Consider the following 21,735-nt stretch of genomic DNA (forward strand, 5'->3'; position numbering starts at 1 on the left):
AAAGCCCATGCCTGTTATAAAGAAACGCTCCTATTGAGGCTCCGGATCAGCCTCCAGTAATAGATCCACAAGGTGAACGGCTGACATACTCTCCGTTCTCCCTTCTCTTTCTATCCCTAACTTCATTTGCAGCAAACAGCCGGGATTAGTCGTAACGACAGTATCCGCTTCCTTGGAGCAGACATCCTTCATTTTCACATCCAGAATATCCATCGACTCTTCATAGTTTACTAGGTTATAAATCCCGGCAGAGCCGCAGCAGAACTCAGGACGGTCCAGCTCTTTCAACGTGATACCGGGCACCCGTTTCAACAGCTCAAGGGGCGGTGTGATGACCTTCTGTACATTGGTCATATGACAGGAAGGTTGATACGTGATTGTCTTATGTACAGGCTTAAGGAATTTCAGACCATCGACGTTAAGAAGGACTTCAGAAATATCCATCACTTTAGAAGTGAAGCTCTTTGCCCGGTTGTACCATTCGGGGTCTTCTTCAAAGAGATGATGGAGTTCAATCAGGCGAGCGCCGCAGCCCCCGGCGTTATTGATGATATAGTCGACCTCCTCGTTTTCAAACGCTTCAATATTGCGCTTGGCGAGCTCTTTGGATTCTTCCACCTTCCCTGCATGCGCATGCAGGGCACCGCAACAGGTTTGCTGTTCCGGTATGACAACCTCTAAGCCGCTCCGCAGCAGCAGCTCCACCGTATTTTGATTGGTGTCAAAAAAAACACCATCCATGACACAGCCGGTGAAGAAAGCGACTCTGCCTTTCGCCGGGCGTGTCCGCACGTACCTTTTTGCACGTTTTCTGTGTTTCGGCACTGGCTGAGGAGGAATGGCTTTTTCAAACGCACCTAAGTGAAGCGGCAATCGATCTGTCACCTTTAAGCGCTGGGCGCCTTTTTGCAGACCCGACACTTGGTAGAGCCAAGTAGCATTCCCTAAGAAGTTCATCCATTTACTTGAAGGGAAAAAGGATTCAAACAGGAAGTTTTCTGTTTTTCTCTGCCATGTTTTCTTTTCTTTCGTGGACTCGATTACTTCTTTCGCGCCTTCTAATATCTGCCCATACTGCACATTCGTCGGGCATACGGATGTGCAAGCCATACAGCCCAGGCATTTCTCTATCGGCTCCACCAGGTCCCCGATGGATATCTTGCCTTCGCCAGCCATTTTCACTAAGTTGATCCGGCCGCGTGGAGAGTGTGTTTCCCGTTCCATTGTCTCGTAGGTGGGGCAAACTGGAAGACAGTAGCCACATTGAACACAATCGAATGTTTTATCGTACTTAATGACACGTTGCAGCTCTTTTACACTATCCATCCGCAAGCACCAGCTTCTGTCCTTTTTCCGGGAAAATCTTGCCTGGGTTCATAATCCCGTTCGGGTCCCAGCTATCCTTGACGCGTTTCATCATATCTAATCCTACGGCCCCCAGTTCCGCTTCCATAAACGGCGCTTTCATCGTTCCAATACCGTGTTCCCCAGAAAGTGTTCCTCCGAGAGCTATCGCTGCTAGAAAGATCTCTTCCACTGCTTTCTCCACCCGGAGCATCTCTTCTCTATTCGTCTTATCACATAGTATATTCGGATGGAGGTTTCCATCGCCGGCATGGCCGAAGACAACCATCTCCACCTTATATTTCTCCTTGATTTCCTGCAATCGATCCATCATTTCCGGAATTTTACTACGAGGAACGGTAGCATCTTCGGATATTTTGGTCGGCTTGATCTTTGCGATTGCCGGCGAAACCTGCTTCCTTGCATGCCAAATAGCAGCTGCTTCCTCCTCTGAAGCGGGGATGACCATACTACGGGCGCCTATTTGCTCCATGATGGCTTTCATCATCGTCGTCTCCAGTTTCAGCGTTTCCGGATGACCGTCTAATTCAATAATAATAATGGATGCAGCATCGAGCGGAAGGCCGGATGGTTTGAAGTTCTCTACGGCACGGATACAGGCATGGTCCATCATTTCCATTTTGGATGGTAGAATCCCTGAGGTCAGCGTACGAGAAATCGCTTCTCCCGCTGTCCGGATATCATTGAATTCGACCATGATCGTTTGTTTGGCAATCGGTTTCGGCAGGAGTTTCAACGTTGCTTCCGTAATGACACCAAGCGTCCCTTCTGAGCCGACAATCAATTTCGTCAAATCATAACCAGTCACATTCTTGATGGTCTGTCCTCCCGTTCGGATGAGCTCGCCCTCTGGTGTAACCAGCTCGAGACCAAGAACATAGTCTTTCGTCACTCCATATTTCAACCCGCGGGGACCTCCGGAATTTTCAGCCAGGTTTCCACCAATCGTAGATACGTGGGCACTGCTTGGGTCCGGCGGGTACATCAGCCCATGCTTCTCCGCTTCTGCGTTGATTCGTGCTGTACGGACACTTGGAGATACCTTGACGATTAAATCTTCCGCACTCATCGTGATTTCCTCCGGCCACTGCGAGAGGTCCAGTACCATTCCCCCGTCAACAGCCAAGGGACCGCCGCTTAAGCATGTCCCTTGGCCTCTTGGATATACAGGTATGTGAAAGCTGTTGGCCACTCTCATACAGTGGACCACTTCTTGTTTACTTTTGACTTGGATCACTGCTTCAGGCAGGTGTTCCCCGAACGAAGCATCGAAGCTATAAGAATACCTTCCAGCCAAGTCTGTGATGATGCGCGGAGCCGGTATCCCCTCTTTCAGTTCATCCAGCCAGTGCTTCATCCCTTCCCCTCCTATCCAAGACTTTCCCTAAATACTTCCGATCGATACGAATTTGTCTTCTAAGTATTCATCGATTCCTTGATGTCCGCCTTCGCGCCCGATTCCGCTTTCTTTCATCCCTCCGAACGGAGCTTGTGCGGTGGTGGGAACCGGATCGTTCACTCCGATAATCCCGTATTCCAAGCCCTCCACCAACCGGTAGGAACGAGCCAGATCCTTCGTAAAGCAGTAAGCGGCTAGTCCATAATCCGGGTGGTTGGCGCGTTCAATCGCTTCCTCTTCCGTAGAAAAAGTATAAATGGGTGCCACAGGCCCGAACGTCTCTTCCTGTGTGATCAACATGTCATCGGTTGCTCCCCCTAGAACGGTCGGTTCATAGAAGCTGCTTCCATCCATTCCTGGAACACTTAAGCGGTTCCCGCCACAAAGGACAGCCGCGCCTTTCCCTTTCGCATCCTGAATCTGCTCTTCTACTTTCGCCACTGCAGATTCATCAATCAACGGACCGATTTCCACCCCTTCTTCCAATCCATTACCGATGGTGAGGTCCTTCACCTTAGCAACGAATTTCCGGGAGAACTCGTCTACGATTGTATCTTGAACGTAAATTCGGTTTGTACAGATACACGTTTGTCCTGCATTTCTGAACTTACTTCCGATGACACTATCGACAACCAGGTCTATATCCGCATCATCAAACACGACAAATGGTGCGTGTCCTCCTAATTCCATCGACATCTTCTTCACCGTATCCGCTGAATCCTTCATCAATTTCTTTCCGACTTCCGTCGATCCTGTAAAGGTGATTCTTTTCACTTTCGGATTTCTCGTCATTTCTCCGACAACAGCGGAAGCGGAACCGCTGACAAGGTTCGCAACGCCTGCTGGAAGTCCCACTTCGTGAAATGCTTCAAACACTTTCATGGCTGAAAGAGGCGTAGCGGAAGCAGGCTTCACTACGACCGTACATCCGGCAGCCAGGGCAGGAGCAACCTTCCTTGTAATCATCGCAACCGGGAAGTTCCAGGGAGTGACCGCCGCCGTCACACCGACCGGTTCCTTGAACACTTGTAACCGCTTGGATGGGTGGGAGGCTGGAATGATCTCTCCGTACACCCTTTTCGCTTCCTCTGCATACCAATCCAAATAATCAATGGCAAGGTTGACTTCACCTTTGGATTCAGCCAGCGGTTTTCCCATCTCTTTCGTCACTATTTCTGCCAAGCCATCCGCATGCTCTCTTAGATAATCCGCCGTTTTCCGCAGGTACGTGCTACGCTCTTTAGCCGTTTTTTTCTTCCAGATCTGGAATGATCGATCTGCCGCGGCGATAGCGCGCTCAGAGTCTTCCGCCCCGCCCTTCGCCACCTTATCCACGATGTCGCCCGTGGCCGGATTCACCACTTCGATGGTTTCCCCCGATGACGCATGACTCCACTCTCCATTTATATATAACATGTCTGGCCCTCCCTATTTCTCATCCAATACTTTTTCTACTATCGTAATGACACGATCGATTTCTTCCTTTTTCACCGTCGTCGGCGGGATAAATCGCAGGACATTCTTTTTCGTTCCGCATCCTAATAGGATGACCCCGTCTTCAAGTGCCGCTTGTCTGATTCTTGTGAGTGCATCTGAATCAGGGGAGCCGTCCGGATTGGTCAATTCAATGGCAAGCATTAAGCCGATCCCCCGTACATCTCCAATCCCTGCGACACGTCGTTGAAGCTGATGCAGCTGTTCTTTGAAATATGCACCTTTTTCTTTAGCATTGGACAGCCCTTCCCGCTCCAGGATTTCGATGGAAGCTAAGGAAGCAGCACAGGCTACTGGGTTGCCTCCATACGTGCCCCCGTGCGTACCGGCGGACCACTGCTCCATAATCCTTTTAGGCGCGACAATCGCGCTTAACGGAAAGCCGGATGCTATTCCCTTGGCAAGGGTAAGGATGTCCGGTTTCACACCAAAATTCTGATAGGCGAACATTTCCCCGGTCCGGCCGAACCCTGTTTGTATTTCATCGAAAATCAGAAGAATGCCATGTTTGTCACAAAGCGATCGCAGCTCCTCTAGGAACGTCACCGGAGGTACGATATAGCCACCCTCTCCCTGAACAGGTTCCAAAATGATCGCCGCCACACTCCCCGGGTCCACTTGAAAGGCAAACAGTTCATCCAGTTGGTATAAACACCGCTGCACTTCCTCTTCCTCTGATAGTCCCGTTCGGAAAGCGTATGGATAATCCGCATAGTAGACACTCGGAAGTAGACCTTCGTAATCTTTGCGATACGCGGCATTCGATGCTGTAATGGATGTAGCCGCTATCGTTCTCCCATGAAACCCGCGTTTAAAGGAAATGACCGCCGGCCGCTTCGTCACTTTCTTTGCCAGTTTAAGAGCTCCCTCATTCGCTTCCGCTCCACTGTTGCTGAAATAAACCATCTGCTCTCCACCATTAAGCTCGTTCAGCTTCTCTGCAAGCTTCACGTAGGAAGGATAATACACAACGTTGTGGCCTCCATGGATCATTTCATCCACCTGGGCTTTCGCAGCTGCCACGACTTCCGGATGATTGTGACCGACGTTCGTTACTGCTACTCCACTGGCAAAGTCCAGATAGCGCGTACCTTCCTCGCTGATCAAGTAATGCCCCTCTGCTTTAACTATCCCTAACTCCGTCGCACGGGCTGCGGTGGGAGGCGTGACTTCCTTCGCTCTTGCATATAAACTCTTCGTCGTCTGTACCATTCATGTTCCTCCTATTTATTAAGAACTTGTACCGTCACCTCACGAATAAGGTGTGGTAATATCCGAAAACTGTATGGTTTATAAACGCGTTCCGTGTATTTATGAGCATCCTTCCCGAATACCCCCATGGTTATAGAAGGGATGTTCAGCTTTCTGATTTCCTGGATTGGAACAGGGTAAATCTTCTCGTACTCCGGGAAATTGTTGATCAGCGACTTCACCTCTTCATTAGAATCATGAAGCGAAAGATAGCTGCTATCCGATAAGAACGGGAAGAATTTCTTTACCGCCACTTTATCTTCCAGCTTGTTCTTCTGAATGACGGTATCAAGGATGTGAAGGATTTCTCTCTCCTCTTCCACATGGTTCCTTAAATAATTGTGCGGGCAATAAGGGGGTGCGAAGAATACAATGACCTTCGGCTTCTTATCAGGATCGAGTGCTTGCAGGGTTTCGACTACATGGAAGGCCATCTCCCTTTTATCCATACCATCTGGATCAGTCATTCGATCGGTTACTGCCTTCACATCTATCCCATGACTTTCCAAGTAATTCACATACGCTTCGAAGGTATAGACAGATATATCCCAGTGCAGCGCTTCCGTATCCGGATAATCCCCTTGCTTTATGAAGGTCCTGTATTGTTTTTCCATGTGAGACTTGGCCGAGCGGCAAGCGTCCTCCGCCTGTTCGACAAGCTTCCTCATCACTTCATCAGGAGAAGCTTCATAAATGAAATAGTTGAAATAAAGCCTGCTGTACGGCGGAGTCTGTACATTATAGAAGTCTTTGATATCTCTTTGCTGCAGACACGTGGGCGGCAGCATATGCTCGCCTTCCATCTTTTCGGAGAGCTCCATGTTATTATTGATCCTTATATTGATTTCAGAAGAAACCAAGGTCGGATCCACCCCTTTAACGGTTTCCCCGACGTGCACTTCCCTCCCGCTTATAGAGAAACAGGGCAGCAGCTTACCGACGGCACCCGTATAAATATAGTAATGAGGATCACCGGGATAAAGCTCCGTTACGAAGTCGCTGTTTACAGCTAATTGAATAGACAGTCCGAGATCCTCCTGGACTCTTTTCAATTCATGGATAGATTGGATTACTCCCGTGTGTTCGTTCTCCTCTACCGGGTTCAACATCAACAGGATGTTCCCTTCTAACTCCTCCAAATGACAGCAGAAGTGCAGAAGATTGACGATATGAACAGCAATGCCGCTCTTCATATCCAGCGCCCCTCTGCCGAACATCCATTGATCGCTCCGGGCGTGGCTTCTGACTTCAGGATTGTCGGAGTACTTGGAGAAATGCTCCTTCAACTCCTCGGGGGAAGATGCGATCGCTTTGATATCTCTATAATCTTCAATGCCTACGGTATCCATATGAGAATGATATAGAATTGTCTGGCTGCTTGCCGCTTTTCTTACAAGGGCATAAACATTCCGCCTCTTTAAGGAATCATTCGGTAATTCCTGTGTCCAAACGTGGGACGGGTTGCTTCGGAAATAGGGGAAGGCGCGGATGAACGCTTCCAGGTATTCAGCCATATGGACTTCTCCTGCTGTACCGTTGATACTTCTAATTCGGACAAGCGTTTCGGTTATACGCTCCATTTTCTCTTCATCAGAAAGACCTTTAATTTGATCAAATAGGGCTTCCGGACTCTGCGTGACCCATTCATTCGTCTGCATAGGATTAGACATATCATGACTCCTCTCTATTAATAATTCCTGCTGATATCAATCAAGTTCTTCATATTGGCAGGATCGTTACTCCGGTACCGTTGATAATTCTCCAGCAAAATGTCCATGCAGCGAGTCATATAATGATTGGACTTGGCAGACATATGAGGGGTCAGCAGCAGATTAGGTACCTCCCATAAACTATGGTCCCTTGGTAAAGGCTCCTGGATGAAAACGTCGAGAACCGCGCCTTTCAATCTTCCGGTCTTCAACATATGTACAAGGGCCTCCTCATCCAGAACCGCTCCCCGTCCCAGATTCATGAATACACTGTCGGTTGCAAGGGTGGCCAGCCTTTCTTTTGAGAACACATTCTTTGTGGAAGCCGTGAGTGGAAGGACGGAGATCACGTAATCGTACTCCCCGATCTTATCCAGACCTTCCTCCAATCCATATACATGGTGGAAGGCATCAACCTCCCTGCCACGGGTATTGACTCCATCCACACGCATTCCAAAATAACTCGATGCTTTCGCAATTTCCGTACCGATGGTCCCTGTACCGAACAGCAGCACTTTCCGCCCGATGAGTTCCCCGACAAGCGTCTCCCTTTCCCAGACCCTTTCTTCCTTCTGCTTCAAAAAACGATGGAAATGTTTTTCGAAATGTAACATCGCACCGATGACATACTCCTTCATCGGAATAGAATGGACGCCTTTCGCATTGGTGATATAGAGACCCTTCTTCCGTAATTCTTCAAACGGCAGATCCTCAAGTCCCGCACTTAACAATTGGATCCATTTCAAAGATGGGAAATCATGAATGTTCTTTGCGGTCAAATCATTCCCGAAGGTAATTAACACATCTGTCCGAGAGCGGATTTCCTTAGGAATCTCCTCGATTCCATTGAAAATATAGACTTCTTCGTCATAGCGCTCCTTCCAGCAGGATACATGAGATTCTCTCCATTCATCAGAAGTACTGACAATCATGGTCCCACTTACCTCCCCTCATATAATTCAGGTAAATACAGTGATAAAGAAGGAACATAGGTAATGATCAATAAAGAAAGGATGAGCATAAGTAAAATAGGCAGGATCGCTTTCGATATGACTTCTATCCTCGTTCCGCTGATATTAGATGCTACAAACAAGTTGACCCCTACAGGAGGAGTAATGAAACCGATAGCTAAGTTAGCGACTAAAATGACGCCGAAATGAATCGGATCCACACCCAGCGCAGTCACGACAGGCAATAGAATCGGCGCTAATACCACTAAAGCAGAGATCGTATCAATAAACGCACCGACGATAAGAAGGAGAATGTTGATCAATAAGAGAATGACCAGCGGATTCTGCGAAAGGTTCGTTAGGTATTCTGCAATCGTCATCGGCACTCTTTCGGAAGTCATCAAGAAAGAGAAGGAAATGGATAATCCGATGATGATCATCGTCGCCCCATTGATCACAGCCGCCTCAGACAGGGAAGCATAGACATCTTTCCAGCTCAGCTCCCGGTACACGAAGACACCGACAACAATGGCATAGACGACCGCTACAACAGCAGCTTCCGTTGGAGAAAAGATACTTCCATAAATTCCGCCTAAGATAATGAAAGGAATGAGAAGCGCCCATTTCGCATCCCAGAAAGTTCGTAAAACATCTTTAAAGGAAAAAGACTCTACCGCAGCTGTATAGTTATTCTTCTTCGAAATAACATAGGAGATCGCAAGCAGGCAGATGCTGATTAATATTCCCGGCAGGATTCCTGCCAAGAACATGCTTCCGACAGACACACTTCCCACAACCCCGTAAAGGACAAAGGGAATACTTGGAGGAATGATAACCCCGATGGAACCAGCGGCTGCGGTGATGGCGGCAGCGAAGCCTTCTCCATAGTTACGCCTTTTCATTTCAGGAATCATGAAGGAACCGATGGCAGCAACCGTCGCTGGACCGGAACCCGAAATCGCAGAGAAGAACATGCAAGCTACGACCGTAACCATGGCCAGTCCGCCGACAATCCAGCCGACTAGAGCACTGGCGAAGTTGAGAATACGTTTGGATATCCCTCCTTTGCCCATCAGAATTCCGGCAAGCATAAAGAAAGGGATAGCCATTAAAGGAAAAGAATCAAGGGAAGTGAAAGCTCGTTGTGCAACGATGGTGAGGTTCATGTTAGTGGCGAACATTATAGTGAAGATAGACGATAAACCGAGTGCAATGGCTATGGGGACATTGATAATGATGAATAGAAACAGAGTTCCAAATAATATTAAAATGGTCATAGGCTCTCACCCTCTGATGAAGAATATTCCTGATCAGGATGTTTCCACAAGCGAATGAACTGTTGGATCAAGCGGATAGACATGAGCAAACCGCCGACAGGAATAGCAAGATACGCCCACCACATTGGAATCCTCATGGCAGGTGACACTTGTCCCTGCTCCATCAAGCTTAGGATGACATCACTTCCTACATAAGCCAGGGTGACTGCAACGAAGAACCATAAAGCCAAAGCAATGAAGTCGATGATTCTCCTGTACAGGTTAGGAAGCAGATCCTTGAACATTTCTACTTTGATATGTTTGCCTTTCTTCACAGCGAAACTCGCCGCTATCCAAACCTGCCAAATATGTATATACCGCGCCAGTTCTTCTGTCCAACTCATCGAGTCATTGAAAACATAACGAGACACGACTTGATAGAAAATCAGAAGCACCATTAAAGCCATGGTAATTACGATAAGGATTTCTTCTAACCTTTCATCTAAAAACTGCTTCATATTGTCGCTCCTTTATTCCAGCTGATTCGTCAGGAACAGATGAACTGGTGAGGCAGGAACACCCCACCAATTCGATCCTGTTATTCGTTGGCAGCTTTCGCCTGCTCAATCAGGTCTTTGCCGATTTCATCTTCGTAATCTGTATAAACCGACTTGGTCGCTTCAATGAACGCATCCTTTTGCTCATCTGTCAGTTCATTGATCTTAACTCCTTCTTTCTCCAGCTCTTTCACCCATTCTTCATCCTGCTCACTGGCAATCTTCCGCTGCTCATCGCGATAGGTCTCTGCTTCTTCTTCAAGAATCGTTTGCAGGTCTTCCGGAAGATCATCCATGAAATCCTTGTTCATCAACAAGATAGTTGCTGCATAAAAGTGACCACTCTTCGTCAGGTAATCCTGTACTTCATAGAACTTGTTGGTATAGATCAATGAAATAGGACTCTCCATTGCGTCATATGTACCCTGCTGCAAAGAAGTGTACAGTTCACCAAAGGCAAACGGAGAAGCATTCGCTCCTAAAGCGTTGAACGTATCGGTATGAACCGGATTCTCCATCGTTCTCAGTTTCAATCCTTCCAAATCTTCAGGGCTCTCGATCGGACCTTTATTGTTGGTCATGTGACGGAATCCGTTCTCCCCAAAGGCCAGCCCCTTAAACCCTTCATCTTCCAAGTCCGATAAGAGTGACTGTCCAAGCTCGCCATCCAGTGCGGAGTAAGCCGCTTCTTTCGTCTTGAACAAGAAAGGTAAATCAAAAACCATAAACTTGCTGTTAAAGCCTGATAATGGCGCGACCGCTGGAATCGTCATCTCCAGGTTGCCCATCTGTACGGCCTCAATCGCTTCCCGATCCGATCCATATAGCGATCCATTCGGATAAGCTTCAATCTTCAAGCGGCCATCCGATCGATCTTCCACCCGATCGATGAAGGACTCCAGAGCAACATGTGTCGACTGTTCTTCACTCACTAGGTGAGCGACCCGTATTTCATACGTGTCACCATCTCCACCATTGGAGCTCGCCTCTTTACTGTCGCAACCTACTAAAGCAGAAGATAACAAAATGCCGGCTAAGGGTAATAACCATTTTTTCATCCTTTAACTTCCTCCTCTTGTTTATAGTTAATGATCCGTCTCGTCACTTGCTTGATGTGCTCTTCCATGGAGTGCTCAGCCAACACGGGATCATTACTCTTAATTGCTTCGATAATTCGGTAGTGCTCTTCCACCGCACCTATCGCACTATCAGACAGTGTGCTTGTCAGGATTAAGAAACGCTGGATTTGGCTGTACAGGTTTTCTATGAATTCTTTTAACTTCTCGTTTTGCGATATGTCTGCCACGGTAGAATGGAAGTCATAATCCAATTCAATAAATTGGTGATAATCCCTTTCATCTATGGACTCCTTCTGCTTCACACATATTTCTGTCAACCGCTCGACGTCCTCCGCTGTGGCAAAACGGCTGGCCAGTCCTGCAGCCATCGACTCCAAACGCTCCCGAATCAATTGATAATCATAAGCATTCTCAGGAGTCACCGAGCTCACTTTCGCCTTGCTGCCTTTCTTCAGTTCTACCAATCCTTCAAAAGCCAGTCTCTTCAATGCCTCACGTATAGGTGTTCTGCTGATACCCAACTGCGAAGCAATTCTTTCTTCTGCTAAATTATCTCCAGGCTGAACTTCGTTATTAACGATAGAAGCCTTGATCGCTTTGTATGCTTGTTCCATCAATGTTTCCCTCGGTGCAATCGGTCTCAAAAAATCTTCCTCCAATTATGATATTCTGTATACTGTATACAGTTTGATACTACTAGTCTATCTGCTCGCTATGAACAATGTCAAGACTTTTCTGAAAATTATAATATTATGTGGATACTTGTATAATTCGGTCGGAAATTGGCATAAAAAGACCGCAGACACATTCGTCTGCGGTCTTTCCTTCTATTTAAAATCTGTTTTCCTCGCATTTATAGTTGGTACAGAGCTTCTTATTTACCGGAAGTAAACTTCACACAAACCGGCTCCGGAACATACACATCCGACTGAACAAGCGTCAGCTTCCCTGTATCCTTATCCCGCTCAAACAACGTCATCGTGTTCGATTTCTGGTTCGTCGCAATCAAGAATTCCTCCGTCGGATCAAGGACGAAATCGCGCGGCCAGTTTCCTTCCGTCGACGTCCATTCGATGAACGTCAGCTCTCCGGAATCCTGGTCCACTTTGTATGCCGCAATCGAATTGTGGCCGCGGTTTCCGGCGTAGACGAACTGTCCGTCGGACGAGATGTGGATCGCACTTCCGTCGTTCGTCTCTTCGAACGTTTCCGGAATCGTTGTGATCGCCTGCTTCTGGGTGAAGCTTCCGTCCTTTTCGTCATAGTGAAGCACGAGTACGTCCGAGCTCAGCTCGGTCATGACGTAGGCATATTTGCCGTTCGGGTGGAAGGTGATGTGGCGCGGACCGGCACCAGGTGCTGTCTTAAACACTTGGACTTGATCGAGCTTCCCGTCATTTACCGCATAAGAAATCACGCGGTCGCTTCCGAGGTCGATGGCGATGACATACTTCTCATCCGGCGTGAAGCCTGTATAGTGCATGTGCGGCTTCTCCTGGCGTTCGTGCGGGCCTGTCCCTTCGTGCTCCACGACGGAAGCAGCCGGATTCAGCGATCCGTTTTCATTCGTTAAATAGGAAGCAATTTTCGTCGTATGGTAATTCGCTGTCACGACCGTATTCGTATTGCGGTCGACGCTCACATGACACGGAGGTGATCCGGCTGCGAACTGCCCGTTCAGCGGTGTCAGCCCGCCGTCGCTTCCGATCGAGAACGCCGTCACGCCGCCTTCATCACCGTCTTTTGCAACCGCATATAAATGCTGATCATCGTCACTGACCGTTACATACGTAGGGTTGTTCAATTCAGCAGCGAGCTTCACATCGCCAAGCTCTTTCTTCTCCGTATCGAGCGTGAACTGGTACACGCCTTTACTTTCCTGTTTCGTATACGTACCGACATATCCATTATACTTAGCCATTCCAAAACTCCTTTAACGATTAGTGTGCTGCGTTTCTTATCTAATTATCTCATAAACTAGTCGATTGCAAAATGAAACACCTTTCCAGATAACGAGAAAAAGAACGCAGCCTTATAACAGGCCATGTATATAGTCGCGCACACGGAAAAATTCCGATAAATTGTAAATAAAACCCAAAACTTGACTCATAGTCCATGGGCAGATCACCGAAACCATTGGATGATTTTCACATGGCTAATTATATTGAAAGTAAGTTGTACAACGTGGTTGTAGGAATCAAAATTCGCAAACTCCGCATTGAAAGAAATTGGACGCAAGAGGAGCTGGCCTTCCGTGCCGGTATGGATGTGACCTACATCAGTGATTTAGAAAACGGAAAGAGAAATCCCACCATTATCACCATGAAAGCAGTGGCGGAAGCATTAGAAATCGAATACAACGAAATCTATCCCACCCCGGAAGAGATAAAAGAGTATAATTAAACCTGTTCCTTTATCTCTTCCCGCTCCTCAAGCGCTATCCCCGGTAACACTCCAACCATTCCCCGAACGAGGTGAACCCCATTGAAAAAAGAATATCTCTACTTTACCATCGAGCAGGAACGTATTTGCATTGAAATCTGGTGCGGTCTCTTGTCTTACTTTGTCATTGGCAGCGTGCTTGGAACTTTCGAGTTTGGAAGTCTTCGTGAAGGCCGTGATAAGGAGGAGGCTGTCGGTTATGTTGTGGATCAGTTGAGGAAGGAGATTGAGAGAAGGAAATAATCGTAGCGCCTAAAACTCTTAACCAAATGATCCTTATATGAAAAATCCACCTATCACTTAGAAATTTGGGACAAAAAAGAGGCGAATACTAAAATAGCGCTACGCCTCTTTTATATTTTGCAAAGCTACTCAATGACTTCCGCTTCCATAGCAGGAAGAGTAATTTGATGACCAGCTGTAGATTCATATGTATAAGAGCCTGAAACCGTTCCATAAACAGTAACGATATCCTCTTCCACAAACGGTGTCGTATCATCAAACGTTACATAAACAACGTCATTATAATCATATCCATAGCTGTCTTTCGTTACAGCCAGGCGAATGACCGTTGACGTTTCATCTTCCATGATTTGTATGATTTCTCCTTGGTACTTGAGAAAGTCCCCACTATATTTATCCGGATTTTTGTCCAGCTCCTTAAATCGAATGTCTTTAGCATTATCTTTCTTCTTTTCTAATTCTTTCTCAGCTTTTTCGTTCTTCTCTTTTATATACGCTTCAAAGGCTGCATCTGACTCTTCCACGGAATGCCCTTCTGTGACATTTACTGTGCCAATAGACTCATACGTGATAATATAATGGGTGTAGTAATCTTCCACGTCACCATCAACCAGATTCTCTACTTGCTCAGCAGACCCATTATTATCATAGAATTCCGTATTATATTCGGATTCATTAACGTATATGGTCGCTGCTAAACTATATGTAGACGTCAAGTCGAATTTTACACTTTATGCTCGTTTTCCCTTTACACTTCTGCTGAAAATATGCTTTTTCTATTTTTCATACGATGACTTTCCTCATTCTCTCCGCCATGTATAACTTCCACACGATGGAGTAAACGATCTAAAATCGCTGTCGTAATCCCCTGGTCGCCAATCAAATGCCCCCATTCCTCTGGACTTTTATTTGAGGTCAAAATGATCGAACTTCGTTCGTATAAATGGTTAATTAAATGAAAAAACAGATTTGCCTCTCGTTGATCCATCGCCATATACATCAGGTCATCAATAATCACAAGGTCAGCGTTTCTCATTCGTTTCAGTTGTACCTTTGATTTGTTCAGATACTCTTCCGTCTTTAAGAGCTGCACAAGATCCCCCATTGTAACGAAGTAAACATTGAATCCCCTGGAAACAGCTTCGATCCCCAGTCCAATGGCAATATACGTTTTCCCTATGCCGGGTGGCCCGAGAATAATTAAGTTATACTGCTGTTCCAGCCAGCTTAACTCTCTGAGTTGAGTTAGTTGGCGGGCAGTCAGAACGTTTTGACCACTCAGTTCAAACTCATCTAACGACTTAACGAAAGGAAAACGTGCCCATTTCATTCTTTTTTCAAGGCTTTTTGCTTCACGCTTTGCTAGTTCATATTGCGTAATCGATTCTAGAAATTCTAAGTAGGTCCATGAGGATTTTTCAGCTTCGCGAAGAAGCTGTGGAAGCTCCTCCGCCGTTTCTGAGAGCCGTAACTGACGAAACTGATCTTGTAATTCTTGTACTGTCTTGTTCATGATGATCGACCTCCTAAAATGCTGGTATAAGCATTTAAAGATCGAGTAGAGGCTTTAATATGACAACGTCTTGTTGAATAGGTATTAAAGGGTTTTATCTCTTTTAGCGGGTCATGAGGTAATTTATGAATGTGCTGGGCGATATCACGAAAGTCATTCGCACTAAACAGCTTTTCTCTCATACATTTGGCTAATACTTTTCCGATTACCGTTGGGTACTGTTGGATGACCTGGTGAATGATCGCAAACTGGTCTCGACGATACCTTGGGTATCTTTGGCTAATCTCGTCAAAGTAAGTAGCTGCCTGTGTTTGATTTTCAAAAAAGGAGACCAACCGTTGTTTGAATTCTTCAACCCCTTTGGAGCGATCACGGGTATGATTGCGGTTTTGAATGAGCTTTCCTTTTTCTAAACTGACACAGTGTTCGGCGATGATTTCACTTTCTGCTTCCTTTCGAATTACGAGCGTCGCCGGTTCTTGGCCTGTCACTTCAATCAAAACATGATTATCAACGTTTGTTTGATAAGTCCCGAGAGGGACGGAATATCGATTAGACTTATACCGGATTGTATTGTCCTTGCTTACACTTCTTGATATACTTTGATTATTGGTACTTTCAAATGAAAGTAGGGAAGAGACCGGCTTTAAGTGTTGCTTTTCGACGAGAAACACTTCGGCTGGTCTTTTTTTTGTTGTCTGATGAACTTGATAATTTCCGGTACGCTTTAGCCATTGTAGGGCCCGCTGATTCCAATCCTCTATATCACGGAACACTCGACTGTCTGCGAAATTGCCTTTAATGTACTTCACTACATTCTCAATCATTCCTTTAGATTCCGGATCAGCTCTCCTACACAAATGAACCGTAAACTTACGTTCATTCACATAACTTTGAAACTCAGCTGTTAAAAGCAGCTGTCCTGCATTTTCACTAACCGTAATTAAATGATCCTGATCGTATACAATTTCTTCTGTACACCCTCCGTAGAATTGAAAGGCATTTTCATGGCAGCGAATCGCATCTCTCGTGGTAAATGGTCTTGACTGCCATTCCATATACTTTTGTCTGGAGTGGGCGAGTACAAACGCAATGAAATACAACTTAATCTCTTTACGGTCAGTTGTCTTCTGTTTTGTTTCACCCCAGTCTACCTGGAGTTGTTTCCCCATTGGTTGTTCAGGTATTGCCTCATATTGGCGAACCAATTGTTTCTTCTCAATTTGGTAGACTTCCCTGACTTCTCTAACATATGACCTCACTGTACTTCCACCGACCGCTAGGTCGGGGTATCTCTCTAAAAGCCAATCGTGTATCTGTGCAGCACTCAAGTGGGGATACTCTTCTAACCAGGCGAGTATCCAATCTTTGTAGCTGTCTAATTTCTTTTTCTTGCCAATCGGTTGTTCCGTATAAGCTTTGGCTTCTTCAAAAGTCATCTCTAAATATTTATAGACAGTTGGTCTTGAGATCTTAAGCTCCTTAGCAATTTGTGCTATTTTAAACTTCCGTTTATGTAGGTCTTTGATATTTAAATACAACACTAATTTCTCCTCCAAAATCCTAACCTCCAGTAAAATAATGTCACCAACTATTTTACTAAAGTAATAGGCTGATAGAGCAAAAGTGTAAAATCTTATCAAGCGAAAACTGTCAACTTTATTCTAGCGTTTACACTATATCGACCGTTAGCAACCAACTGCCCTTCATCATCTCCAAATACCACGTTCAGCTCTCCGTTTTCAACAGTGCTCTCACCAGGATAATCCTTTAACTCATCATCATCGTTCAATCGCATATTAACAACTGTCCCATCCGGGAGATTGGTCTCCAAAGTAGCATGGATGACGTCTTCCCCTTTGTCAAAACTCATTTCTTCCAATGTAATTGTAAACTTTTCTTCTTGATCTGTCGGACTCTCTGCGTCTGCCTCTACGTCAACACTCGTATCCAAAAGAACACCTACAACAAAGACCAGGAAACAAACTAAAGAAGTTAAGAAAGTTTTCACATTAAACTTCCGTTGTCTTATAGAATTAATTATTGACATTATGAATAAAATTACAGCCGCGATTAAACAAGCAAAAGTGAACAAAAACCCCATAAACTCTACCTTCTCTCTATGTACTTACACTCCATCTAACGCAATAAAGTGCAACCCTTTTAAAAAGGGTTGCACTTTTGTTCTCCCTAGTTATTTCAATTTGTAATAATCTACATACCAATCAGCAAAATGCTGCAAGCCTTCTTCAATGGATGTTTCCGGCTTAAACCCGACAGCTTCCTGCAGCTGATCCGTACTTGCATACGTTGCAGGAACGTCTCCCGGCTTAATCGGCTCATACTCTTTATGGAACTCCACTTCCTTGCCAAGCGCACTGCTCAATGCCTTCTCCAGAGCGTGGATGAATGTCATAAGTTTCTCAGGGCTGTTATTCCCGATGTTGAATACTTTATGCGGTGCCGCTTCCGTTTCCGGAGGATTACTCAGAAGCCTCTCTATCCCAATGACAATATCATCAATATATGTAAAGTCACGGTAAAGGTCATTGTCAAAATCCGCATTGTTAAAGATTTTGATAGCTTCATCATTAAAGTATTTATCCGTAAAGCCGAAATAGGCCATATCCGGGCGCCCCATAGGACCGTACACGGTAAAGAACCGCAACCCGGTTGAAGGGATATCGTACAAGTGACTGTAGGTATGTGCCATCAGCTCATTTGATTTCTTCGTCGAAGCATACAGGGAAACCGGATGATCGACAAAGTCCGTCTCTTCAAATGGAACTTTCTTATTAGCACCATATACGGAGCTTGAAGAAGCATAAACGAGATGATCGACTGGATGATGACGACATGCTTCCAGGATATTATAAAAGCCTATGACGTTACTTTGAATATAGGCATCTGGATTTTCAATGGAATAACGAACGCCTGCCTGTGCAGCCAAGTTTACCACAATATCCGGCTTATACTCTGTGAATACATCATTCACCACACCCTTGTCAGACAAGTCCCCTTTTACGAAAGTAAACGCGTTATATGGCTTTAACAATTCCAAGCGCTTATGTTTAAGTTTCACATCATAATAGTCGTTTACGTTATCAATCCCGATTACCTTACATCCCTGCTCTAATAGTTTCTTAGATAGGTAATATCCAATAAAACCGGCAGCACCGGTTACGAGATAGGTCTTATTAGTATCTAGCTGCTTGTAGCTCATCAGAAAACTCCTTCGTCACTTCAATCTTCCCAGGCTCTCTGCCGATAGAGTGGTATTCTACTTTCGCCTGCTTCATCGCCTCAATATCATAGATGTTACGACCATCATAAACTAGCGGGGTACGCATAAGCTCTCTATATTGACTCGGAGTCACAGCCTTAACCTCTCCCCATTCTGTCAGCACGAAGCACACGTTCGCATCTTCTAGGGCTTCTTCCGGAGTGTTTACATAGGTAATAGATCCTTGCCCGTTCTCACCTTCCGGGTAAACTTTAGCAAAGTTCTCTGCTCCTACAGGATCATAGGCATAAATATCGGCACCTTGTTCAAGCAGCAATGGTACGTTATCCAAAGAAGGAGATTCTCTTAAATCGTCGGTACCAGGCTTAAATGTTAACCCAAGCACAGCCACTTTCAAACCATCGAACGTAATCAGACGATTACTTGCTTTTTTATACAATACCGTTTTCTGCTTTTTGTTTACATCAATCGCAGCTTTTACTGTTTTCAGCTCATAGCCATTTTGCTTGGCAAGATAGTCTAAGGCCTGTGTATCTTTAGGGAAGCAAGAACCTCCAAAGCCGATTCCTGCATTCAAGAACTTCGCACCAATTCGCTCATCATAGCTCATACCTCTGGCAACATCCTGGACATCTGCACCGATTAGCTCACATAGGTTGGCAATATCGTTCATATAAGAAATCTTCAAGGCAAGAAAATCGTTGGAAGCATATTTGATCATTTCTGCTGATCTTCTATTTACCGATACGACTGGCAGATGGAAAGGCTCATAGATATCCTGAAGCACTTTTTCTGCCCATTCCGATTCTGTCCCAATAATAATTCTTTCCGCATAAAGCGTGTCATGAACCGCAGATCCCTGAGCCAAGAATTCCGGGTTAGAAGCGACTTCTACTCGGACATCGTTCACCAGGAAGTCTTGGATGAACTGTTCTACCTTGTCATTCGTTCCAACAGGTACAGTAGATTTAACGACAACTAAACAATCTTTCTCAACAGATTCAGCAATTTGTCTGGCAACGGTAGCTATGTATGATAGGTTTGCTGAACCATCCGGTTTCTCAGGAGTTCCTACGCCAAGGAAAATGGCATCGGCATTTTTATAAGCAGATTGGTAATCCGTTGTATAGTCAATCCTGCCTGCGGCATAATTTTTCTGCATCAGTTCTTCTAAGCCTTCTTCGTAGATTGGAGAGGCACCTGATTTCATTAATTCTACTTTCCTCTGATCAATATCAACACAAGTCACTTGGTGACCCATTTCTGCGAAACATACACCTGCAACTAAACCTACATAACCTGTACCTGCTACTGCAATTTGCATAATAGCAACTCCCTTTTTAATATGCAATTTAAAACTATATATTATACTGCTCTACAAAGTATTGTTTATATTCACCACTAACTATTTGTTCCCACCATCTTTTATTATTTAAATACCATTTGATTGTTTGCTCCATTCCGGTTTCAAAATTGTAGTTGGGTTTCCAACCTAATTTTTCTAATTTAGTAGGGTCAATAGCATATCTCTTATCATGGCCTAAACGATCTTTTACGAATTCGATAAGATCTTCAGATTTATCTAACGACTTGATAATAGTCTTTACTACTTCCAGATTGGTACGTTCATTATGTCCTCCAACGTTATATACTTGACCGCTGACGCCATTGTGCATGACTAAATCAATTGCTTTGCAATGATCTTCAACGTGTAACCAGTCTCTAATATTTTTACCATCACCATACACAGGTACTGTCTGATTATTTAGTACTCTCGAAATAGTTAAGGGTATTAATTTTTCAGGGAAATGATATGGACCGTAATTGTTTGAACATCTAGTAATATTAATGGGTAAACCATAAGTCTCGTGATACGCTCTTACTAGAAGATCAGATGAAGCTTTACTTGCGCTATAAGGACTGTTGGGCTGTAATGGTGTCTCTTCGGTAAAGAAAGTAGATGGATCAAAATCTAGTTCTCCATATACTTCATCGGTTGATACATGCACAAATTTTTCAATCCTATTTTTCAAAGAAGCATCGAGTAGTACTTGAGTACCCTTTATGTTTGTCTCTACAAAAATTCCGGGATCAGTTATAGAACGATCTACATGACTTTCGGCTGCAAAATGAACCACAAAATCAAATTGTTCTTGTTGAAACAAATTATCTATAGTGGAGCGATCCGCTATATCAGCTTTGATGAATTTATAGTTAGCTTTATGTTCTATCTCTTTATGCTTTGTTAGATCTCCTGCATATGTGAGTAAATCAAGGTTATAAATCGTTATATCTGGATATTTATTAACCATATAATTAACGAAATTACCCCCTATAAATCCTGCGCCACCTGTAACTAAAACCTTCTTACCAATCATTTACTTCACCTCATCTTTTAATTGTTGTAAATAATGATCAAGTGCTTCGTCCCAAGAGGGAAGTGGTTTAAACCCTTTTTTCACCAATTTATCTTTAGACATTCGTGAGTTCTTTGGTCGTACTGCTTTTGTTGGAAATTCTTCTGTGCTAATTGGATTTACATCCACTTTATTCCTTGTCTTATAAAATATTGCTATTGCAAAGTCCGCCCATGTGCAATAGCCTTCATTAGAAGCATGATAAATTCCAAATTTATCTGTACGAATCATATCAATAATTAGCCTTGCTAAATGAAAGGTGTATGTGGGGGATCCGTATTGATCACTCACTATATCTAGTGTTGTTCTAGTTTCAGCTAACTTCAACATGGTTTTCACAAAATTATTCCCATTAGTTCCAAACACCCAAGAAATACGCAATATAAAATACTTTTCTAATATATTTTCAACTCTTTTCTCACCAATATATTTAGAAAAACCGTAGTATCCTATGGGATCAGGAATGTCTTCTTCATGAAATGGCACATTACCTTCTCCGTGAAAAACATAATCAGTACTTACATAAAGAAATTTAGCGTCAATATCTTTAGCTGCTTTAGCTAAATTCTCTGTACCTATAACATTCGTATTCCAACAGGTTTCACGTTCTTCCTCAGCTTTATCGACAGCTGTGTAGGCAGCACAATGTATAATTACATCTGGCTCCATATTCCTAACGAATTGTAAGGTTGAAAGCCCATCAGTAATATCAAAATCAGCACTGCTAACTCCGGTCATATTGAGCCCGCGTGCATTTCCTTCTTTAACAACATCGTATCCAAGCTGACCAGTATATCCTGTCACTAATATGCTCAT

21 protein-coding genes are annotated in these 21,735 nt (G+C 44.6%); 2 read left to right on the top strand and 19 right to left on the bottom strand.

What is annotated here, in order from left to right:
* Nucleotides 1-30: 30 nt before the first annotated feature.
* The 11 genes from M662_RS16475 to M662_RS16525 all read right to left on the bottom strand — a co-directional run bounded on the left by M662_RS16475 (nt 31) and on the right by M662_RS16525 (nt 12,981).
* Nucleotides 31-1,326 (bottom strand): (Fe-S)-binding protein, encoded by a 1,296-nt coding sequence (locus M662_RS16475; RefSeq protein WP_026577976.1) that lies wholly within the window; start codon nt 1,324-1,326, stop codon nt 31-33.
* Entirely contained in the window at nt 1,319-2,722 is a 1,404-nt protein-coding gene (locus tag M662_RS16480; RefSeq protein ID WP_026577975.1) for an FAD-binding oxidoreductase, read from the bottom strand. The genes M662_RS16475 and M662_RS16480 overlap by 8 nt, the downstream gene beginning before the upstream one ends.
* Nucleotides 2,723-2,749: 27 nt before the next feature.
* Entirely contained in the window at nt 2,750-4,180 is a 1,431-nt protein-coding gene (locus M662_RS16485) for an NAD-dependent succinate-semialdehyde dehydrogenase (RefSeq protein ID WP_026577974.1), read from the bottom strand.
* Nucleotides 4,181-4,192: 12 nt separating this feature from the next.
* Entirely contained in the window at nt 4,193-5,470 is a 1,278-nt protein-coding gene (locus M662_RS16490; protein ID WP_026577973.1) for an aspartate aminotransferase family protein, read from the bottom strand.
* Between the two features lie 11 nt (nt 5,471-5,481).
* Nucleotides 5,482-7,179, bottom strand: a complete 1,698-nt coding sequence (locus tag M662_RS16495) for a M20/M25/M40 family metallo-hydrolase (protein WP_236096523.1) — start codon at nt 7,177-7,179, stop codon at nt 5,482-5,484.
* A 17-nt stretch (nt 7,180-7,196) separates the two neighbouring features.
* On the bottom strand, nt 7,197-8,150 hold the full coding sequence (locus M662_RS16500) for a D-2-hydroxyacid dehydrogenase (protein ID WP_026577971.1): 954 nt from the start codon (nt 8,148-8,150) through the stop codon (nt 7,197-7,199).
* An 8-nt stretch (nt 8,151-8,158) separates the two neighbouring features.
* Nucleotides 8,159-9,445: a TRAP transporter large permease gene (locus M662_RS16505; RefSeq protein WP_026577970.1), complete on the bottom strand. Its 1,287-nt coding sequence runs from the start codon at nt 9,443-9,445 to the stop codon at nt 8,159-8,161.
* Nucleotides 9,442-9,942 (bottom strand): TRAP transporter small permease, encoded by a 501-nt coding sequence (locus M662_RS16510; RefSeq protein ID WP_026577969.1) that lies wholly within the window; start codon nt 9,940-9,942, stop codon nt 9,442-9,444. The genes M662_RS16505 and M662_RS16510 overlap by 4 nt, the downstream gene beginning before the upstream one ends.
* Before the next feature lie 80 nt (nt 9,943-10,022).
* Nucleotides 10,023-11,039 carry a TRAP transporter substrate-binding protein gene (locus M662_RS16515; RefSeq protein WP_026577968.1) on the bottom strand — a complete coding sequence of 339 codons (1,017 nt, stop codon included), beginning with the start codon at nt 11,037-11,039 and terminating at the stop codon, nt 10,023-10,025.
* The gene (locus tag M662_RS16520) at nt 11,036-11,704 is read right to left on the bottom strand and encodes a GntR family transcriptional regulator (RefSeq protein ID WP_026577967.1); all 669 of its coding nucleotides are present in this window, start codon (nt 11,702-11,704) and stop codon (nt 11,036-11,038) included. Before M662_RS16520 ends, M662_RS16515 begins: the two co-directional genes overlap by 4 nt.
* Before the next feature lie 230 nt (nt 11,705-11,934).
* Nucleotides 11,935-12,981, bottom strand: coding sequence for a lactonase family protein (locus tag M662_RS16525; RefSeq protein WP_026577966.1), 1,047 nt, complete (start codon nt 12,979-12,981; stop codon nt 11,935-11,937).
* Between the two features lie 230 nt (nt 12,982-13,211).
* Between M662_RS16525 and M662_RS16530 the strand changes: the two genes are divergently transcribed.
* Nucleotides 13,212-13,463: a helix-turn-helix domain-containing protein gene (locus M662_RS16530; protein WP_051348904.1), complete on the top strand. Its 252-nt coding sequence runs from the start codon at nt 13,212-13,214 to the stop codon at nt 13,461-13,463.
* Nucleotides 13,464-13,544: 81 nt separating this feature from the next.
* On the top strand, nt 13,545-13,745 hold the full coding sequence (locus M662_RS16535; protein WP_026577964.1) for a hypothetical protein: 201 nt from the start codon (nt 13,545-13,547) through the stop codon (nt 13,743-13,745).
* Nucleotides 13,746-13,870: 125 nt separating this feature from the next.
* Here M662_RS16535 and M662_RS16540 read toward each other — a convergent pair whose 3' ends face one another.
* From M662_RS16540 to rfbD, 8 genes are all read right to left on the bottom strand, one after another.
* Complete coding sequence (locus M662_RS16540; protein ID WP_162129314.1) at nt 13,871-14,461, bottom strand: hypothetical protein; 591 nt, start codon at nt 14,459-14,461, stop codon at nt 13,871-13,873.
* A gap of 32 nt (nt 14,462-14,493) precedes the next feature.
* On the bottom strand, nt 14,494-15,258 hold the full coding sequence (gene istB, locus M662_RS16545) for an IS21-like element IS643 family helper ATPase IstB (RefSeq protein ID WP_026577073.1): 765 nt from the start codon (nt 15,256-15,258) through the stop codon (nt 14,494-14,496).
* Nucleotides 15,255-16,802: an IS21 family transposase gene (gene istA / locus M662_RS16550; protein ID WP_051348847.1), complete on the bottom strand. Its 1,548-nt coding sequence runs from the start codon at nt 16,800-16,802 to the stop codon at nt 15,255-15,257. Before istA ends, istB begins: the two co-directional genes overlap by 4 nt.
* Nucleotides 16,803-16,897: 95 nt before the next feature.
* Nucleotides 16,898-17,212 carry a hypothetical protein gene (locus M662_RS16555; protein WP_162129315.1) on the bottom strand — a complete coding sequence of 105 codons (315 nt, stop codon included), beginning with the start codon at nt 17,210-17,212 and terminating at the stop codon, nt 16,898-16,900.
* Between the two features lie 240 nt (nt 17,213-17,452).
* Nucleotides 17,453-18,481, bottom strand: coding sequence for a GDP-mannose 4,6-dehydratase (locus M662_RS16560; RefSeq protein ID WP_026577961.1), 1,029 nt, complete (start codon nt 18,479-18,481; stop codon nt 17,453-17,455).
* Nucleotides 18,456-19,829 carry a UDP-glucose dehydrogenase family protein gene (locus tag M662_RS16565; RefSeq protein WP_026577960.1) on the bottom strand — a complete coding sequence of 458 codons (1,374 nt, stop codon included), beginning with the start codon at nt 19,827-19,829 and terminating at the stop codon, nt 18,456-18,458. The genes M662_RS16560 and M662_RS16565 overlap by 26 nt, the downstream gene beginning before the upstream one ends.
* Before the next feature lie 31 nt (nt 19,830-19,860).
* The gene (rfbB, locus tag M662_RS16570) at nt 19,861-20,880 is read right to left on the bottom strand and encodes a dTDP-glucose 4,6-dehydratase (protein ID WP_026577959.1); all 1,020 of its coding nucleotides are present in this window, start codon (nt 20,878-20,880) and stop codon (nt 19,861-19,863) included.
* A complete protein-coding gene (rfbD, locus tag M662_RS16575; RefSeq protein ID WP_026577958.1) occupies nt 20,881-21,735 on the bottom strand; it encodes a dTDP-4-dehydrorhamnose reductase in 855 nt (284 codons plus the stop codon).

Origin of the sequence: Bacillus sp. SB49 (genome assembly GCF_000469135.2) — a bacterium.
GTDB lineage: Bacteria > Bacillota > Bacilli > Bacillales > Halobacillaceae > Halobacillus.

Bases quoted from the DNA above. Each gene is read 5' to 3' on its own strand.
- M662_RS16475 (WP_026577976.1), bottom strand. From the start codon at position 1,326: ATGGATAGTGTAAAAGAGCTGCAACGTGTCATTAAGTACGATAAAACA.
- M662_RS16480 (WP_026577975.1), bottom strand. From the start codon at position 2,722: ATGAAGCACTGGCTGGATGAACTGAAAGAGGGGATACCGGCTCCGCGC.
- M662_RS16485 (WP_026577974.1), bottom strand. From the start codon at position 4,180: ATGTTATATATAAATGGAGAGTGGAGTCATGCGTCATCGGGGGAAACC.
- M662_RS16490 (WP_026577973.1), bottom strand. From the start codon at position 5,470: ATGGTACAGACGACGAAGAGTTTATATGCAAGAGCGAAGGAAGTCACG.
- M662_RS16495 (WP_236096523.1), bottom strand. From the start codon at position 7,179: ATGTCTAATCCTATGCAGACGAATGAATGGGTCACGCAGAGTCCGGAA.
- M662_RS16500 (WP_026577971.1), bottom strand. From the start codon at position 8,150: ATGATTGTCAGTACTTCTGATGAATGGAGAGAATCTCATGTATCCTGC.
- M662_RS16505 (WP_026577970.1), bottom strand. From the start codon at position 9,445: ATGACCATTTTAATATTATTTGGAACTCTGTTTCTATTCATCATTATC.
- M662_RS16510 (WP_026577969.1), bottom strand. From the start codon at position 9,942: ATGAAGCAGTTTTTAGATGAAAGGTTAGAAGAAATCCTTATCGTAATT.
- M662_RS16515 (WP_026577968.1), bottom strand. From the start codon at position 11,039: ATGAAAAAATGGTTATTACCCTTAGCCGGCATTTTGTTATCTTCTGCT.
- M662_RS16525 (WP_026577966.1), bottom strand. From the start codon at position 12,981: ATGGCTAAGTATAATGGATATGTCGGTACGTATACGAAACAGGAAAGT.
- M662_RS16530 (WP_051348904.1), top strand. From the start codon at position 13,212: ATGGCTAATTATATTGAAAGTAAGTTGTACAACGTGGTTGTAGGAATC.
- istB (WP_026577073.1), bottom strand. From the start codon at position 15,258: ATGAACAAGACAGTACAAGAATTACAAGATCAGTTTCGTCAGTTACGG.
- M662_RS16560 (WP_026577961.1), bottom strand. From the start codon at position 18,481: ATGAGCTACAAGCAGCTAGATACTAATAAGACCTATCTCGTAACCGGT.
- rfbB (WP_026577959.1), bottom strand. From the start codon at position 20,880: ATGATTGGTAAGAAGGTTTTAGTTACAGGTGGCGCAGGATTTATAGGG.
- rfbD (WP_026577958.1), bottom strand. From the start codon at position 21,735: ATGAGCATATTAGTGACAGGATATACTGGTCAGCTTGGATACGATGTT.